This window comes from Megamonas rupellensis DSM 19944 (assembly GCF_000378365.1).
GTDB lineage: Bacteria > Bacillota > Negativicutes > Selenomonadales > Selenomonadaceae > Megamonas > Megamonas funiformis.
In genome coordinates this window covers 1-18,472 of sequence record NZ_KB899579.1, presented here as the reverse complement: position 1 = coordinate 18,472, position 18,472 = coordinate 1, and the positions used below count along the sequence as shown (strand labels likewise).

The following is an 18,472-nucleotide window of genomic DNA, read 5'->3' as shown; positions in this document are numbered from 1 at the left end:
CTTCTATCAAAATAATTATTTTTTATTATTAAATTTCGTAAAAATCAATCTTAGCTTTTATTTCACCCATAGGCTCAAAGACAATTCCTGTTGCTTCTTGCGTAGGATAAATACGAGAACTGATTACATATTCTCCACCATTGATGAAAATTTCTAAAGAAGAATAATCACTGAATATCTGCAAAGAAATCTTTTCATCTTGTAAATTAACTTTTACTTCACGTTCACCAGTTACACCTTTACCAGATTTATCGCGATTTAATTTAAATATTTTACTATTTTTATCATAGCTAATAACCGTTTCTTCATTTTCAGAAACACGCAATTTTAAGTTAAAACCATTTGCTTTTGTCAAATCAAAAACAGTATTTAATTCATAACAATCGCCATTTATTCCTTCTAAAATACAATTTTGAACTAAGTTTACATCATAATTCACATTATTTTTTCTTAATTTTTTCAACTCTGGTATTGGTAAACTATATACTTTATTGTTTTTCACTTCTAAAACACGAGGAATACTCATCATACCAGCCCAACCTTCTTCTTGTTCTGGCATCTCGCTTTCCCACATAGCAAGCCAACCAATCATTAAACAACGATTATTTTTTTCATCCTGCATTATTTGTGGAGCATAAAAATCAAAACCATAATCTAACATCTCAAAGTCATTTTCACGTTCAAAAATTCCTGTATTATAGTCCATTTTTCCCAAGAAATAACCTGATTGATGTAAATTTAAAAATTTATTACCTTCTGGCTCTACACCTTGCGGAGATAAAATCAATACTTCATGATTATCTATCTCTGCAAAATTAGGGCATTCCCACATAAAACCTAAATTTTCTTCTTCTGTAGACATAGCCATTACATTAACAAATTCCCAATTTAATAAATCCTTGGATTTATAAATTAATGCTTGTCCTGTTTTTTCTGTTGTTTGAGCCCCTACTACTTTATAATACATATCATTATATTTCCAAACTTTAGGGTCTCTAAAATGTTCCTTAAGAATATTTAAATCTTCAGGAAAACTATCTATATTGATAATTGGATTGTTCTCCAATTTTTTAAAATTTATACCATCTTCACTGATTGCTACACATTGAGTTTGCAATTGTGCATCATCTTTATCATTTTCTTTATCCAAAACTACATGTCCTGTATAAAAAAGATATAAAGTATTATCTTTTTCTATTGCACTACCAGAAAAGCAACCATCTCTATCATATTCATCAGTTGGTGCAAGTGCTATCGGCTTTGTTTTCCAATTAACTAAATCCTTACTTGCTACATGTCCCCAATGCATAGGACCCCATTGGCTAGAATATGGATGATATTGATAAAATACATGATATTCACCATTAAAATAACAAAATCCATTAGGGTCATTAATCCAATTTGCAGGAGCACTAATATGATATTGTGGCTTCCAATAACTTTTTTTGGCAATTTTTGCCATTTTACTTTGATATTGTTCTGCTTTTGCTAAAGCTTCTAAATGTGTCAAAATCTCTCTCCTTATATTTCATGTTTATGAAATTAAAATTTCACGAGTATATATAAAACCCGTTTGATGGTTTTATATAATATCACCATCTTCAAAAAAATGCAACCATTTTTTATAAATTATATTAATAACTAAATATGCTTAAAATTTATATTATATATTATGAATGTTAAACAACTATTAAGATTTTATAAAAAAAGAACTACTTAAAAAGTAGTTCTTTTAAATTTATTAATAATATATGATTAGAAATAAAATTCCATTTGTGCACGGAAGATATCTACATCTTGTCTACCTTCTGTACTTGTTGCATTTACTTGTGTACCTGTTGTGTAGAATACTTCTATTGTTGTATTTTCCATTGGTACATAGTCAAAGCCAAGTGTCCATCCTCTTACGTTTTCAGTATAGTCTACTGTTGCATCTATTGTTGAGAATGCACCTACATTTCTATAGTTTGTGAAGATTGCAAAGGAACCTACATCACTTGGATTGTGTTGTTTATAGCGAAGTTCACTAAACCATCCATCATTTACCACTTCACTGCCAACACTATCTGTTACTCCATCTAAATCAGATTTACTATATGCTGCCATTAATGTTAAATTGTCTGCAAGTTTTGTATTAAATCCTGCTTCCCAGAAGTTTACACTATCTTGGAAATTATTGCCTTTTTCTGCTACTGTTACTTCATTTAATCTACCATATGTTGCACCAATTGCTGTTACTGGGCTAAGATTATATTTCAATCTAGCAGAAGAATATTCTGTTCCAAGATATGCTCCATATTCTCCACCTGATTTATTTTCGAATTTAGTTCCAGCTAATGTTCTACTATCTTTTAATCTACCATAAGTTAATGCTCCAGATAAATCGCCAGCTTCAAATGTATATTCTGCACCAGAAATTTCAGTATCGATAATTCTTCCGTATGAAGAAAATTCTCCATAACGACCTAATTTTAACATGCTATCGCCGAAATTACCTTCTGCATATATTTTATTTACTTGCATATCTTTGTCTCCATATGCAGTGATGCTATCGGATTTCATATTGTATTCTGTTTCAATCTGGCTTACACCTGTCCAATTGTCGTTTACTTTTCCTTTAATCCAGTATTCAATATGAGCATGGCTTGCACTATCTTTATCCCAATCAGCTTTTGGGTTAGTTGCATTGATATCGCCATCATCATAACGTAAACGAGCTGTTCCTGTGAATTTTACATTATCACTTTTCTTTTCAAGGTCTGCTACTCTAACACCTAAATTATCTAGTTCTTCTGCAAATTCAGCAGCTAACTTATCTACAATAGCTTTATCTGCTTTTTGTAAATCTTCTTTTGCCATAGCACGAGCTACAATCTGAGCCATTTCATAACGTGTCATTGTTTTATTGCCCTGGTATGTTCCATCTGGGAAACCGTCAATTACGCCATCAGCGGCAAGTGTTGCTACTGCATCATAAGCCCAGCTATCTTGAGGAACATCACTAAATGGATTACTAGCAGCTCCTGCTACTCCCGTACTCATTAAAACCAAAGCAGATGTTGTGATAGTTAATGTAGATTTGTTAAACATAATAAATTCTCTCCTCAATTTATTTAAAATAAATTTTTGCTCAAAATCAAATCAATAAAAATTATTTAGTTCTATTTACTTGAACTTCTTCAATATATTTTATAATCGCTTCAGCAACATCATCTAATGAAAACTTACTTACATTTACAACTAAATTATAGTTTGTAGGATCTCCCCATTCTTTACCTGTATAATAATTGTAATATCTTCCTCTTTTTTTATCTTCAATATTTAATTCTTTTAGAGTTTTACCGCCATAGACATTTTTTCCTCTTTCTATTCTAAACTCATCATCAGCAGTAACAAATATAGAAAAATGATTTGGCAAATCATCAAGCACAAAATCAGCACATCTTCCCAATATGACACAACTTCCACTATTAGCTAATCTTCTAATAGCTTTTGCTTCAGACAAAAATATACCTCTACTTGCTTCGCCTAAATTAATACCAAATGAACGAAATGGGAAAAATGCCATAGTTAATGGATTAACAGTATTTTCTAATTCTAATAAATCATTTTCATTTAAATCATCAGTTTCCAATTTAGCCGCTGCAATATGCACAATTTTTCTATCATATAATTTGACATTTAATTTCTTTGCCAAAATTTGTGCCAATTCACGACCACCACAACCGTATTTACGGCTAATACTGATAACAATATTCTTATCCATCTAACTCACCTATCCTTCATTTTGAATATATTCTTTTAATTCACTTTGTTTTTCCTTTGGTATTCTTTTATCTGAAATCAATACAAATGCACCGAATACAGTAAATACACCTACAACAGCACCTAAGAATAGATATGCCACTTTGAATCCAACAGTATCATAAAGATTTCCTACAATTGGGGATAAAATAGCTGAGCCTAATTGGTTTGATAATTGATAACCTACTAAATACAATACAGAAGACAATCTTGTATCAAAGTTCTTAGCCAAATATTTAAATACAGATACTAATAAGATAGATAATTCAATAGCATGTAATAATTTAATTATAGAAATACTAATTGGGTCATTTGCAAGTCCAGAACCAATCATTCTAAAAGTCATGATAGAACCAGCTAAGATTAAACCATGTTTTGGACCAATTTTATTAACAATAAATGGTGCTATACACATACCGCCAGCTTCAAGGAATATTTGTAAAGAGTTCAAATAACCAAAAGTTTCATTACCTTGTTCAACAGTTGGGAATAAAGAAGCATAGTAAATAGCAAATTGTTGATCAAATACACCATATACGCAAGCAGAACCTAAAATAAAAATCATGAAAAGCCAAACATCTTTAATGCTGAATAAATGTTTTACATTTGTTAAATTAATTGGTTCAGATTTTATAAAATCAGCCTTACTTTCATCAATACGTACTGTTAATAATATTAAAAGAAGAATAATTGCTCCACCAGAAGCCATCCAGAAAATAAGGTCTGGATCATAATTAAATGCACGACCTGCACAAAATACACCTACAGCAGCACCAAGAGAACCCCATGCACGAGCACGACCAAATTCAAAATTATAAATACGACCACATTTTTCTATGAATGATTCAATAACAGCTACACCTGCATAATACGCAAGACTTAAAACAAATGAACCAATAACTGCCCCAACATAAAAGTTATTTATCAATAAAGGTTCATAAACAAATACGAAAAATGGACCTGTTAAAGCAACTAATATAACGATAAAAAATAACAAATATCTTTTCATGCCAATTTTATCTGAAAGATATCCATAAAAAGGTTGTAATACCATACTAAAAATAGCATTTCCAGAATAAATTGTTCCGATTTGCATACCAGTTAATTGAAGTTTTTGACCAAACCATATAGGTAGAAAAGCAAAAAATACCAACCATGAAAAGAAATATACAAAGAAGAATGCACTTAATTTCCAATAAACTGAATTTTTCATTATAAACGCTCCTTAAATTTGATAAAAATCTATATTTGTATTCATACTTCCATTTGGTATAAATACTATACCTTTGGCTTCTTTAGATGGATAAATTCTAGAACTTAAAACACGTTGTCCGCCATTAATAAAAATTTCTAATGATGAATGGTCGCTAAAAATTTGTAAATTTATTTTTTCTCCGATCGGTTCAATAGCAACTTCACGTTCTCCATTTACACCACGACCTGATTTATCGCGATTCAACTTAAATATTTTAGTATCTTTATCATATGAAATTACTGTTTCTTCTGTAGCTGATACACGTAATTTCAATACAAAGCCTTGTGCATTTTTCAAATCAAAATCCACATCTAATTGATAACAATCACCATTTACACCCTCAAAAGAAGTAGCTTCTTCTATTACCTGTTCATAATGTACTTTTGATTTATGTAATTTGCTCAATTCTTCAGCAGGTTTACTATAAATCATATTATTTTTTACTTCAAGAACACGTGGTATACTCATCATACCAGCCCAATGATTTTCTTGTTCTGGCATATTACTTTCCCACATATCGAGCCAAGCAATCATTAAACAACGATTATTTTTTTCATCTTGCATTATCTGTGGTGCATAAAAATCAAAACCATAATCTAATAAATCAAACTTGCTATCTCTATGGAATATACCTGTTTGATAATCCATCTTTCCTAAGAAATATCCAGATTGATGTACATTTAAGAATTTATTACCTTCTGGTTTTACACCTTGTGGAGATAAAATTAACGCCTCATGACCATCGATTTCTGCAAAATTAGGACATTCCCACATAAATCCTAAATTTTCTTTTACACTAGATGTAGCCATAATATTCAAAAATTCCCAATTAATTAAATCTTGAGATTTATATACAACTACTTGCCCACTTTCCTCTTTAGTTTGCACGCCTACTACAGTGTAATACCAATCTCCATGTTTCCAAACCTTAGGATCGCGAAAATGCTCTGTTTTTATATTTAAATTTTCAGGTAAAGATTTAATTACAGGATTGTTTTCTACTTTATCAAAACACAAACCATCATGGCTAACAGCTAAACATTGTGTTTCAATTCTATCATTACCACCATTACTATTATCTAAATCTACATGACCTGTATATAATAGATATAAATTTCCATCTTTTTCAATAGCACTACCAGAAAAACAACCATCTTTATCATATTCATCAGTAGGCGCAAGCGCTATTGGTCTAAGTTCCCAATTTACTAAATCTTTACTAGCTACATGACCCCAATGCATAGGACCCCATTGGCTAGAATATGGGTGATATTGATAGAATAAATGATATTCACCTTTATAAAAACAAAATCCATTAGGATCGTTTATCCAATTAGCTGGTGCAGCTATATGGTATTGTGGTCTCCAATAATCATTCTGTGCAATCGTCTCCATTTTTTGTTGAAATTTTTCAGCTTTTAATAGTGCTTCATTATGTTTCAAATTTTTCACTCCTATTATAATAAATTTATAAAACCGGTTCGATTTTTGATTAAAAATATTTGGAAATATAAAAATCCACTCTATATCAAACGCGTTTTATATTTCCTGAAATAATAATATCACTATCTTTTTAAAAAATCAACATTTTTTTAAAACAACAAAAAAGAATTTATTTTCTGATATTTATATTAATAAAAGGATTTATTCCTTTTATCTTAGCAAGTATCACCATATCGTATAGATATTGGCACAATTACCTCTTTTTCTATATTTTCGTTTTTTATCAAAGAAACTATCATTTCTGCAGTTTTTTGAGCTAATATATTTATAGGTTGAACAATAGCAGTTATATTATAAAAACTACTTTCTGTTATAAAAGTTCCATCATATGCTATAAATTTTATATCTTTTGGTATGTCTAATTTTCGCTTACGTGCTTCACCTAAGCATGCACAAACCACCATATCAGCACCATATACACCATCAATATGGGGATATTTTTCAAATACATCGACAGCAACTCGCTTAAAATAGTTCATGTCAAATTTATTCCATTCCATTTCATAATTTATCACTTCAATTCCATTTCTAGATAATTCATCTTTAAATGCACTATGATGTAAATATGCTGACATTGAACTATTTTTTATACCTGTTATTTGTAGAGGATACTTACAACCAGCCTTTAACATTGCTTGAGCTGCTAATCTTCCACCTTTCTCATGATCTGAACGAATAATCGGTATTTTATTATTAATAATTCTATCAAAAGCCACAATAGGTTTATTGACATTATCATATAAATCAACTTCTAAAGAATGACAACCCATAATAATACCATCTATCATTTGTCTTCTTAACATGTCTACAATTTCATGTTCCGCATTCTCTCTTTCAATCGTTGAACAAACCATTATTTTATAATTATATTTATAAAGTGCTATCTCTAATGCACCAATAAAAGCCCCAAAAAAAGGATGTGCTACATCAGGTACAATAATACCAATTATATTTGTACTATTACGATATAAATTTCTTGCTAACTCATTCGGTACATAATTTAACTTTTCTATTGCATCTAATACTTTTTTTCTTGATGCCTCTGATACATAACCCTTATTATTCAATACCAATGATACCGTACTTGGTGCCACCTGTGCCAATTTGGCTACATCTCTAATACTAGCCATACTATAACCACCTTATAATACAAATAGATAAAATAAATTATAACATAAATCAAATGAAACAAAACAACAATTTTTACTAAATAATTTTGTATTTTTATTTTTCATTAAATACTTAAACATGTTCAAAAATTTTTAAATAATATTTTAATTTAAGCTTATTTATTTAAGATTAAATGATTTTTCCTTAATAAGACAAAAAATCAAATTTTTTCTTAAAAACTATTGATTTTTTCTGTAAAATTGTTTATTATAGGAATTGTGAGTTAGCACTCACTTATAAAGAGTGCTAACAACTATAAATTGACTTAGTTATAAAATCTATTTACGCATAGGAGGAATATACAATGATTAAGCCATTAGGCGACAGAGTTGTTATTAAAGTTTCTGAAGGCGATATTAAAACTGCAAGTGGTATCGTTTTACCAGATACAGCAAAAGAAAAACCACAAGAAGGTACTGTTGTTGCAGTAAGCGACGGCAAATATGTAGAAGGCAAAAAAGTTGCTCTTGATGTAAAAGTAGGCGACAAAGTAATCTTCTCTAAATATGCTGGTACTGATGTAAAATTCGATGGTACTGATTATTTAATCGTTAGAGATAGCGATATCTTAGCTGTTGTTGAATAATTAACAGAAACTAATTAATTACAATTTTAATGTATAATCCTAGGAGGTTCTTTATAAATGGCTAAACAAGTATTATTTGGCGAAGAAGCTCGTCAAGCTCTTGGTAGAGGCGTTGATGCACTCGCTAACGCTGTTAAAGTTACACTTGGCCCAAAAGGCAGAAACGTTGTTTTAGATAAAAAATTCGGTGCTCCAACTATCACTAACGATGGTGTTACTATCGCTCGTGACATTGAACTTGAAGATCCATTCGAAAATATGGGCGCTCAGCTTGTAAAAGAAGTTGCTACAAAAACTAACGATATCGCTGGTGACGGTACAACTACTGCTACATTACTTGCTCAGGCTATGATTCGTGAAGGTATGAGAAACGTAGCTGCTGGTGCAAACCCAATGGTTCTCAAAAAAGGTATTGAAAAAGCTGTTGCTGCATTAGTTGAAGAAATCAAAGCAAAAGCTCAAAAAGTTGAAGGTAAAGAAGCTATCGCTCAAGTTGCTTCCGTATCTTCCGCTGATGAAGAAACTGGTGCATTAATTGCTGACGCTATGGAAAAAGTTGGAAAAGACGGTGTTATCACTGTTGAAGAATCCAAAGGTATGCAAACTAACCTTTCTGTTGTAGAAGGTATGCAATTCGACCGTGGATACATTTCTCCATACATGGTTACTGATACAGATAAAATGGAAGCTGTTATGGATGATCCTTTCATTCTTATCACTGACCGTAAAATCTCTGCAATCGCAGACATTCTCCCAATCCTTGAAAAAGTTGTAAAACAAGGTAAAGAACTCGTTATCATCGCTGAAGATATCGACGGTGAAGCTCTTGCTACTATCGTAGTTAACAAACTTCGTGGTACATTCAAAGCTCTTGCTGTTAAAGCCCCTGGTTTTGGTGATCGTCGTAAAGCTATGCTCGAAGATATCGCTATCTTAACTGGTGGTAATGTAATCAGTGAAGAACTTGGTCGTAAACTTGATAGCGTAGAACTTGAAGACCTCGGTCGTGCTCGTCAAGTACGTGCTTCCAAAGAAGAAACTACAATTGTTGACGGTTTTGGCGACAAAGCTGAAATCGCAGCTCGTGCTGAAATCATCAAAAAACAAATCGCTGAAACTTCTTCCGATTTCGATAAAGAAAAATTACAAGAACGTCTTGCTAAATTATCTGGTGGCGTAGCTGTAATTGAAATCGGTGCTGCTACAGAAGTTGAAATGAAAGATAAAAAACTCCGTATCGAAGATGCTTTAAATGCTACTCGTGCTGCTGTTGAAGAAGGTATCGTTGCTGGTGGTGGTACTACTTTCATCGATATTCAACCTGCTCTTGAAAACATTGAAGCTGAAGGCGATGTAAAAACTGGTGTTGAAATCGTAAAACGTGCTATTGAAGAACCAGTTCGTCAGATCGCAAACAATGCTGGTCTTGAAGGTTCTGTAGTTGTTGAACATGTAAAATCCGCTGGTGTAGGCATTGGTTACAATGCTTTAGTTGGCGAATACATGGATATGATTGCTGCTGGTATCGTTGACCCTGCAAAAGTTACTCGTAGTGCATTACAAAATGCTGCAAGTATTGCTGCTATGGTTCTCACAACTGAAACAATCGTTGCTGATAAACCTGAAAAAGCTGATCCTGCTGCTATGGCTGGTGCTGGCATGGGCGGCGGAATGCCTGGTATGATGTAATTTAACATCTCATATCAAATAAAATTAAATAAACAAATTAAGCCTAGTGAATTTTCACTAGGCTTTTTCTTTTACACTATCACTATTATTTTTTATAATAAAATCTATAATAAAAAATTAAAATTCGAGGTGAATTTTTTATGATATTTTTATCTATGTTATTGCTAGGTACATTAATTGGTTTTGTTGGAGCAGGTGGCGCTGGTGTTACTATTACATTACTTACAGTTGGTTTTAACATTCCTATTCATATAGCATTAGGTGTTGCCTTATCTTCTATGGTTTTTACTATGATATCTGGTGTTGTAAGCCATTTACGTGAAAATGAAGTAGAATTAAAAACTGGTCTAATCATTGGTTTAGGCGGTGTAATTGGAGCTTTCATTGGTGCTAAATTTTCCACATTCATACCCGAAAATATTTTAAGTATTTTTACTGCTTTAATGATTATTCTATCAGCTCTAATTTTGTATATAAAAGTATATCATAATGATTTATTAAATAAATATTTAAAAGTTCCAACTACATCATTAGCTGGCAAAAAATTTTATATCTATGGTATATTAGTCGGTTGTATCAATGGCTTTTTATCTGGTGCTTTTGGCATAGGAGCTGCTGCTTTTATTCAAATTAGTTTATTAATTATATTTGGTGTTCCACTTTTAAAATCCATCGGAACATGTATGTTGATTATTCTTCCTATTTCTGCTTCTGGTGGTCTAGGCTATCTCACTTCTGGAAATTTAGATTTCACTATTTTTCTACAAACAGTATCTGGATTAATGATAGGTGCTTTTGTTGGCTCAAAATTTACACATCTAGCACCAAAACCAATCTTAAAATTTGCCATTGTCGCTATGCCAACAGTTGGGGGCTTAATTCTTTTATTATTCCACTAAACTATATAATTATAATTCCTTTCAAAATAAAAATCATTGACTTAGAGTTTACTTCAAATGCTATTATATTCTTAAGTATAAAACTTAACAAGGACGTGATAATATGACTATTAAAGAAGTAAGTCAAAAATATGATCTCAGCCCCGATACTATTCGTTATTATGAACGTATTGGTTTAATTCCACCTGTACCACGCAAACCAAATGGTATTCGTGATTTTGACCAAGAATCATGTAATTGGATTGAATTTATAAAATGTATGCGTTCTGCTGGCGTTCAAATCGAAGCATTGATTGATTATGTTCACCTCTTTTATCAAGAAAACACAGCAGAAGCTCGCAAAGATATCTTAATTGAACAACGCGACCGCCTACAAAAACAAATTGATGCTATGAATATAGTAATAGAACGTTTAAATAAAAAAGTAGACCGTTATGAAGAAATCATTATTCCTGCCGAGAAAAAATTATTAAGCAAATAAATTAAAATTAAATTATAAACAAATAAAAACATTGCTATTTCTTATCGTTTTAAGTTATAATTAACTATGTATTAAATTTATAAACAAAAGAAAGAGATGATTTATGGACCCCGATAGGAAACAACAAACTAATTTAAATGATGAAGATGATAACTTTATAGCAGAATATAAACAAGAAGTTATCCACAAGCCATGGTCAAAAACTTTAAAATTATTAGTAGCAATTACAACCTTGATTTTAGCCGTTGTCGGCACACTAGCTTCTTTCAAAGCTGCAAGTCTAGGCAACCAAGTAGTAACTACTCAAAATGAAGCTTTTAACCACTGGTCAAACTACCAAGCAAAAACGATTAAGAAAACAACTTTAGAAACTGAACTTTATACTATTGAAATTGAACTTGCCAAACTCAAAGACACAGATAATGCTTTAAAAACTGAACTTTTAGCTAAAAAAGCTATCTATGAACAAGAAATTGCTCAATATAAGCAAGAAGAAATCACTTTAACAGCTAAAGCTCAGGAAGCAGAACAACGTCATTTATTGACAAAAGAGATTTCTACTAACTTTGGTAATGCTTTAATCTTTTTGCAGATAGGTATTTTATTATCTTCATTGACTACACTTAGTAAAATAAAATATTATTGGTATATAGGTTCTATTTCCGGTATCATTGGATTTAGTATCTTTATCACTTCATATTATAGAAATTTAACTATGTAATTAAAAACCTCTTAGTATTATTATGCTAAGGGGTTTTATTTATGTTAAACTACAAATATACATAAATTTATCAGGAGTCTATCATGTCTATTACTTTCAATAAAAAACAACAACAAGTAATCAATGAATTAAATCAAAATATACTCTTAAGTGCAGGAGCTGGCACAGGTAAGACAAATGTACTTTCTTATCGTGTAGCTAATATTTTAAATAAAAATCGTGCCAATGCTGATGAAATTCTCTGCTTAACTTTCACTAACAAAGCTTGTCGAGAATTAAAAAATCGCATCACTTCGCAATTAGATTTTGAAACAGCTAATAAAATCACTATTCGCACCATTCATGGCTTTGCTTATCAAGTGATTACCACTACCGCCAAAAAAGCACAAACAATATTTAAGGAATTCGTCATCTTTGATGATGAAGACCAAAAAACGCTAATCAGACAAACTATCGCTAATTTTCCTAAAGCTAGATCCTTAGATATTCAATATATCGTAAATTGCATTGAGCAATTAAAGCAAGAACGAGCTTTAAAACATATCTATACCGAAGATATCGAAGCCGATTATACTACTATTTTTCATCAACATTTGAAGTTCAATAAAACATTCAATCAACGACAAAGCGATAATTTAACGAAATTTTTTCAATTTGATGGTTTAAATATAATCATCAACTATGAATTGGCTTTACAACAAATGCACGGTTTAGATTATAAAGATTTAATCGCCAATGCTTATCGTTTATTTCAAGACGAAAATATATGCTCATCATGGCGAAAACGCTACAAATGTATCATGATTGATGAAATGCAAGACACTAGTTCTTTTGAATATACTATGCTCGAAAAACTTTTTCCTGCTAATAATATCATGCTCTGTGGCGATGAATTTCAAACTATTTATGAATGGCGTGGCTCTAATCCTCAAAAAATCTTAACTGCCTTCACTGAAAAATATAACCCCTTAATTATTAATTTCAATGAAAATTATCGCTCTACAAAATTACTTTTAGAAATGGCATACAATACCTTGATAAATCTTTTTTGCAAAGAAACTATCCTTCATTCCTATGCCAAAAATCTACTTTCAAAAAGCAGTGAACTCGGTCATAAAATAGAATTAAAACAAGCAAACTCCCTAGCTAACGAAGCCCAATGGATTTTTCAAAATATCGTAAATTTATTACCTTTAGTAAAAACACCTACGCAAATAGCTATTTTAGTTCGTCAAAACAATTATCTACAAAACTTAACATTACATCTAAATTATCTAGCCAATATTTATAATCAAAAAAATCAAGAAGAACCTATTCATTTCATTCAAATAGATAATATCCGCTTTTTCAAACGTCAAGAAATAAAAGATGTTCTATCCATTATGAAATATCTCATTAATCCTAATGATTATCTTAGCCTACAACGAATATTAGTAAATCTAATTCCTAATATTGGTATTCGCACTATCAAGCAAATATCTTCTGCTGAATATCTTCAAAATGGATTGCGTTTATCTGACTTCATCAATGCAAATTTCCAAAATCCAAACTATGAACCTTTTTCTGACTTGATTTCAGCTTATTTATCCAAAGACATCATAGTTTTTGATATTGAAGGTACAGGTACAGATATTTTTGCAGACAATATAATTCAATTATCCGCCATCAAAATTCGCAAAGGGAAAAAAATAGCTGAATTCAATCGTTATCTAAAATCAGATAAACCTGTTGGCGACTCTGAAAAAGTACATCATATTTCTGATGAATATTTACAAACTCATGGCGAAAATCCTAAGCTTGTCCTTCAAGAATTTTGTCAATTCATCCAAGATGCTATCATCACAGGTCATAATATACGCGGTTATGATATGGATATTCTCAATCAAAATCTATTAAAACATAACTTAAAACCTGTAGATTTCTCTAATATAAATTTTGATACCTTAGATTTAGTTCGTCGTTTTTATCCTAACCTACCTAATCATAAACTTGAATTTCTGAGTAATCATTTTCAATTTGAAACAAAATCAAACCATAATTCTCTAGATGATGTTTTTGCTACATGGGAATTATTGCACAAATTGCTCGAAGATAAAATTATTCCTACAGCTAAAAAACGCAGTGAATTAATCAATAAACAAAAAAATAAATTCATTCATGTAGCTCAAATTTTCCAAAAACTGCATAATATTTTAAATGACAATTTACTTTTAGAAAATCTAATCGCTCAAATCGTTGAAGAATTCGATTTAGTAAATATCTATAAAGCTAATGCAACTCAAGATGGAGCTGTTCGCTTAGAAAATATTCGCAATTTATTTAGATTAGCCAAAGCAGAACTCAACTCACATCGAGGAACAAATGGCATCAAAGAATTATTACAATATGCTAGTTTATCTAATACAGATTTAGATGCTCTTACTTCTTCTCATCCTAAAATCCCTATTATAACTATTCATCAAGCCAAAGGCTTAGAATTTGATTATGAATTTTTAGCTGGCATGAATGATGATATTTTTCCATCATATTTCAGCACACGCAATGGCTCTATTACTGAAGAAGAAAAACGTCTTTTCTATGTAGCCATCACTCGTGCCAAAAAAGCTTTATTTCTCTCTAGTTCAGGTAGACCTAGTCGTCTATTAAATTATATACCTGAACAATTCATCACCAAAATTAAATAAAAATAATTACTCTCCATAAAGGCATAATATTTATGCCTTTTACTTTTAACAAAAATTTTATAAATTTTAAAATAATTTCATATACTTTTACTTATATAAGTGCTAAAATAAATATAATTTAATCTATCTATATTTTAGAATAAATTGTATATATTCTATTGGAGGTATCCGCTTATGAAAATACTAATTATCGGCGGTGTTGCAGCCGGAACGAAAGCAGCTGCAAAATTAAAACGAGAAAATCGTGATTTAGATATCACAATCATTGCTAAAGATGGTGATATTTCTTATGCTGGTTGCGGTTTGCCATATTATATTGGAGGATTTATCGAAGACCGCTCTAGTCTAATTGTTAATACTCCACAAAAATATGCTGCTATGACAGGTGTAAACGTCTTAACTAATGTAGAAGCTATTGCTGTGGATAATAATAATCATACTGTTATCGCTAAAAATTTAATCACTAATGAAGAAGCTTCTTATACTTATGATAAATTAATTATTGCTACTGGTGCTTCACCTATCACTCCACCTATTGAAGGTATAAAAAAACAAGGTGTATTCTCTTTGCGCCTTCCTAATGATGCTGTAAATATAAGAGATTATGTTACTAATAATCAAGTAAAAAAAGCTGTTATTGTTGGTGGTGGCTTTATCGGTCTTGAAGTTGCTGAAAATCTTCTAGCTCAAAAAGTTGATGTAACAGTTATCGATTTTGCTCCACAAATCATGCCTAATGTAATTGACCCAGAAATTGCTAGTTATGTACAAAAACATTTACAAAAACATGGTATTCGCGTATTAACTGGCGTTGCTGCTCAAGAAGTTTTAGGTGATGATAAAGTTTCTGCACTCAAAACTTCTGCTGGTGAATTAAGTGCAGATTTAGTAATCTTATCTGTTGGTATCAGACCAAATACTGCCTTTTTGAATGATACAGGTATGGAAATGTTCAAAGGAACTATTCTTGTAAATGAACAATTACAAACAAATTTACCTGATATCTACGCTATTGGCGATTGTGCTATGGTTTCCAACAGAATGACACATTCTGCTCAATGGTCTCCAATGGGTTCTAGTGCCAACTTAGAAGGCAGACTCTTAGCTCAAATTTTAAATAATACACCTAAAAATTATCCTGGCGTATTAGGCACAGGTATTGTAAAACTTCCAGAACTAAACTGTGCAAGAACAGGTCTTAGTGAAAAAGTTGCTCGTGATGCTGGTTACGATGTAGAAACTGTAATGGCAGTCGTTGATGATAAAGCTCATTATTATCCAGATGCAAGCTCTTTCATCACCAAATTAATCGTAGATAAATCCACACATAAAATCTTAGGTTTCCAAGCACTTGGAAGCGGTGCTGTAGACAAAATGGTAGATATCGCTGTAACAGCTATTTCCTTAGATGCTACTATTGAACAATGTGAATGTATGGATTTCTGTTATGCTCCTCCATTCTCCACAGCTATTCATCCATTTGTACAAACAGTTCATATTATGCAAAATAAATTAAGCCATAAATTAATCAGCATCACTCCTGCTGAATATCTAGCTGGTAAAGCAAAGGATTATCGTGTAATTGATGCTGGTTTAGCTCCTAGTATTCGTGGTGCTAAATATGTAGATTTGGCAAAAGTAAATGCACCTATAGAAGGTATTGGCAAAGACGAAAAACTTCTTTTAGTATGTGCTAAAGGTAAACGTGCATATTTCTTACAAAATCGCTTAAGACATCTAGGTTATACAAACACACTTTCCCTTGAAGGTGGTCTTTTCTTCAATGATGTAAAAGTAAAAACTACATCTAAATTAACACCTGAAGAAATAAAAGCTGTAAAAGCTCTAGGTTTCCTTCAAGACAAAAATACAGAAGATAAATTCAATGGTCGTGTAATCACTAGAAATGGTAAAATTACAGCTCAAGAAAGCAAAGTTATAGCTGAAGCAGCAGATAAATTTGGCAATGGCGAAATAACAATGACTTCCCGATTAACTGTGGAAATTCAAGGCGTTCCATATGATAATATTGAACCATTACGCGAATATCTAATGCAAAATGCAGGACTTGAAACAGGTGGTACAGGCTCAAAAGTTCGCCCTGTAGTTTCTTGTAAAGGTACTACTTGCCAATATGGTTTAATTGATACATTTGCTTTATCTGAAGAAATTCATCAACGTTTCTATAAAGGATATAGAGATGTAAAACTCCCTCATAAATTCAAAATCGCAGTTGGGGGCTGTCCTAATAACTGTGTAAAACCAAATCTAAATGATATTGGTATCATCGGTCAACGCGTTCCTCAAATTGATTATGCAAAATGTCATGGTTGTAAAATTTGTCAACCAATGAATAGATGCCCAATGAAAACATTAAATGTCGTAGACAAAAAAATAACTATTGATGAAAAACATTGCAATCATTGTGGTCTTTGCGTAAATAAATGCCCATTCCATTGCTTTGATAATTATACAGATGGTTATCGCGTTTATATCGGCGGTCGTTGGGGCAAACGCGTAAAAGAAGGTCAACCATTATCCAAAATCTTCACATCTAAAGAAGAAGTTTTAGCCATTGTCGAAAAAGCTATTCTTTTATTCCGTGAACAAGGTATCACTGGCGAACGTTTCTCTGATACAATTGATAGATTAGGTTTTGCTAATGTAGAAGCACAATTATTAGCAGATGACCTCTTATCTCGTAAGCAAGAAAACTTAAAAGCACAAAAACATTTAGTTGGTGGCGCTACTTGCTAAATAAAATTAATATTATTTTTTAATTTAAATAAAAAAGATAGAATACAAAAGTGTAATTCACCAAAGTATTCTATCTTTTTATTTTGCTATATTTTATTATTTTGTTATTTTATTGATAAAAGATTTTCGCCAATATTTATATTTGTTTCTTTTGTACAAACAACTTCTGTATAATTCATCATATTTGTTATAACAATAGGGACATCTAAGCAATATCCTTTAGATTTTAATAAATCTATATCAAATTCTATTAAATTTTGCCCAATTTTAATTTCATCACCTTGTTTTACAAAAGCTTTAAAACCTTCTCCTTTTAATTTTACAGTATCCATTCCTATATGAATTAATAATTCCACGCCTTCTTGAGTTGTAATACCTATAGCATGTAATGTAGGTAATAATGCATTTACCACACCATTAACAGGTGATACCAAAACACCTTCTTTAGGATTTATAGCTATGCCATTTCCTAAAATACCAGAAGCAAATGCTTCATCTTTTACTTCATTTAATGGTAAAACTTCGCCTTTTAATGGACTTGCAATTTCTACAACTTTGTTATCTTCATTTAAATCAACTTTATTCATTGTATTATTTTCTTCTTGTTCGACTTTTTCTGTTCCTGTTTCCATTTTGGAATTATAGCCAAAGAACCATGTAATTGTAAAAGCTACAGCAAAAGAAATGACATTTACTAAAATATAAAATGGTAATTGTTCATTTAAATATAATAATGTTCCTGGAATACCTGTAATTGACATACCAGTAGCTTTTAATTTTGACATGCTCCCCATGCCTAAATGCAGGGGATTCTTGGATACAAACGATACTTGCCTACTAAAATAGCAGGTCTTACTATATCTCTCCAAAGAAGGTTGATGCCCCAACCTTCCATATATTTATAGCAGCATTTCTATCTCTAT

The 18,472-nt window shown here is 31.3% G+C and carries 14 protein-coding genes; 7 read left to right on the top strand and 7 right to left on the bottom strand.

Annotation, left to right across the window (positions count from 1 at the left end):
- Positions 1–28: 28 nt before the first annotated feature.
- From F553_RS0106555 to F553_RS0106530, 6 genes are all read right to left on the bottom strand, one after another.
- Positions 29–1,510, bottom strand: coding sequence for a glycoside hydrolase family 32 protein (locus F553_RS0106555; RefSeq protein ID WP_018999473.1), 1,482 nt, complete (start codon positions 1,508–1,510; stop codon positions 29–31).
- A 245-nt stretch (positions 1,511–1,755) separates the two neighbouring features.
- Entirely contained in the window at positions 1,756–3,090 is a 1,335-nt protein-coding gene (locus F553_RS0106550; RefSeq protein WP_018999472.1) for an S-layer homology domain-containing protein, read from the bottom strand.
- Positions 3,091–3,151: 61 nt separating this feature from the next.
- Positions 3,152–3,766 (bottom strand): cytidylate kinase-like family protein, encoded by a 615-nt coding sequence (locus tag F553_RS0106545; protein ID WP_018999471.1) that lies wholly within the window; start codon positions 3,764–3,766, stop codon positions 3,152–3,154.
- A 9-nt stretch (positions 3,767–3,775) separates the two neighbouring features.
- Positions 3,776–5,017: an oligosaccharide MFS transporter gene (locus F553_RS0106540; protein WP_018999470.1), complete on the bottom strand. Its 1,242-nt coding sequence runs from the start codon at positions 5,015–5,017 to the stop codon at positions 3,776–3,778.
- A 12-nt stretch (positions 5,018–5,029) separates the two neighbouring features.
- Complete coding sequence (locus F553_RS0106535) at positions 5,030–6,511, bottom strand: glycoside hydrolase family 32 protein (RefSeq protein WP_244263941.1); 1,482 nt, start codon at positions 6,509–6,511, stop codon at positions 5,030–5,032.
- Between the two features lie 206 nt (positions 6,512–6,717).
- Entirely contained in the window at positions 6,718–7,692 is a 975-nt protein-coding gene (locus F553_RS0106530) for a LacI family DNA-binding transcriptional regulator (protein ID WP_018999468.1), read from the bottom strand.
- 344 nt (positions 7,693–8,036) lie between these two features.
- Here F553_RS0106530 and groES point away from each other — a divergent pair, with 344 nt between their 5' ends.
- From groES to F553_RS0106495, 7 genes are all read left to right on the top strand, one after another.
- On the top strand, positions 8,037–8,318 hold the full coding sequence (gene groES / locus F553_RS0106525; protein ID WP_008538046.1) for a co-chaperone GroES: 282 nt from the start codon (positions 8,037–8,039) through the stop codon (positions 8,316–8,318).
- 57 nt (positions 8,319–8,375) lie between these two features.
- Positions 8,376–10,007: a chaperonin GroEL gene (groL, locus tag F553_RS0106520; RefSeq protein ID WP_018999467.1), complete on the top strand. Its 1,632-nt coding sequence runs from the start codon at positions 8,376–8,378 to the stop codon at positions 10,005–10,007.
- A gap of 140 nt (positions 10,008–10,147) precedes the next feature.
- Complete coding sequence (locus tag F553_RS0106515) at positions 10,148–10,906, top strand: sulfite exporter TauE/SafE family protein (protein ID WP_018999466.1); 759 nt, start codon at positions 10,148–10,150, stop codon at positions 10,904–10,906.
- Positions 10,907–11,009: 103 nt separating this feature from the next.
- On the top strand, positions 11,010–11,387 hold the full coding sequence (locus tag F553_RS0106510) for a MerR family transcriptional regulator (RefSeq protein ID WP_018999465.1): 378 nt from the start codon (positions 11,010–11,012) through the stop codon (positions 11,385–11,387).
- Between the two features lie 103 nt (positions 11,388–11,490).
- Positions 11,491–12,108 (top strand): DUF4337 domain-containing protein, encoded by a 618-nt coding sequence (locus tag F553_RS0106505; protein ID WP_018999464.1) that lies wholly within the window; start codon positions 11,491–11,493, stop codon positions 12,106–12,108.
- An 83-nt stretch (positions 12,109–12,191) separates the two neighbouring features.
- Positions 12,192–14,792, top strand: coding sequence for a 3'-5' exonuclease (locus tag F553_RS0106500; RefSeq protein ID WP_018999463.1), 2,601 nt, complete (start codon positions 12,192–12,194; stop codon positions 14,790–14,792).
- Positions 14,793–14,966: 174 nt separating this feature from the next.
- Positions 14,967–17,549, top strand: a complete 2,583-nt coding sequence (locus F553_RS0106495) for an FAD-dependent oxidoreductase (protein WP_018999462.1) — start codon at positions 14,967–14,969, stop codon at positions 17,547–17,549.
- A gap of 104 nt (positions 17,550–17,653) precedes the next feature.
- Here the strand turns inward: F553_RS0106495 and F553_RS0106490 are convergent, their stop codons facing one another.
- Positions 17,654–18,334 carry a glucose PTS transporter subunit IIA gene (locus F553_RS0106490; protein ID WP_018999461.1) on the bottom strand — a complete coding sequence of 227 codons (681 nt, stop codon included), beginning with the start codon at positions 18,332–18,334 and terminating at the stop codon, positions 17,654–17,656.
- Positions 18,335–18,472: the final 138 nt, after the last annotated feature.

Coding starts and splice junctions, on each gene's coding strand:
- F553_RS0106545 (WP_018999471.1), bottom strand. CDS start 3,766: ATGGATAAGAATATTGTTATCAGTATTAGCCGTAAATACGGTTGTGGT.
- F553_RS0106490 (WP_018999461.1), bottom strand. CDS start 18,334: ATGTCAAAATTAAAAGCTACTGGTATGTCAATTACAGGTATTCCAGGA.
- F553_RS0106510 (WP_018999465.1), top strand. CDS start 11,010: ATGACTATTAAAGAAGTAAGTCAAAAATATGATCTCAGCCCCGATACT.
- F553_RS0106515 (WP_018999466.1), top strand. CDS start 10,148: ATGATATTTTTATCTATGTTATTGCTAGGTACATTAATTGGTTTTGTT.
- F553_RS0106505 (WP_018999464.1), top strand. CDS start 11,491: ATGGACCCCGATAGGAAACAACAAACTAATTTAAATGATGAAGATGAT.
- F553_RS0106540 (WP_018999470.1), bottom strand. CDS start 5,017: ATGAAAAATTCAGTTTATTGGAAATTAAGTGCATTCTTCTTTGTATAT.
- F553_RS0106550 (WP_018999472.1), bottom strand. CDS start 3,090: ATGTTTAACAAATCTACATTAACTATCACAACATCTGCTTTGGTTTTA.
- F553_RS0106500 (WP_018999463.1), top strand. CDS start 12,192: ATGTCTATTACTTTCAATAAAAAACAACAACAAGTAATCAATGAATTA.
- groES (WP_008538046.1), top strand. CDS start 8,037: ATGATTAAGCCATTAGGCGACAGAGTTGTTATTAAAGTTTCTGAAGGC.
- groL (WP_018999467.1), top strand. CDS start 8,376: ATGGCTAAACAAGTATTATTTGGCGAAGAAGCTCGTCAAGCTCTTGGT.
- F553_RS0106530 (WP_018999468.1), bottom strand. CDS start 7,692: ATGGCTAGTATTAGAGATGTAGCCAAATTGGCACAGGTGGCACCAAGT.
- F553_RS0106495 (WP_018999462.1), top strand. CDS start 14,967: ATGAAAATACTAATTATCGGCGGTGTTGCAGCCGGAACGAAAGCAGCT.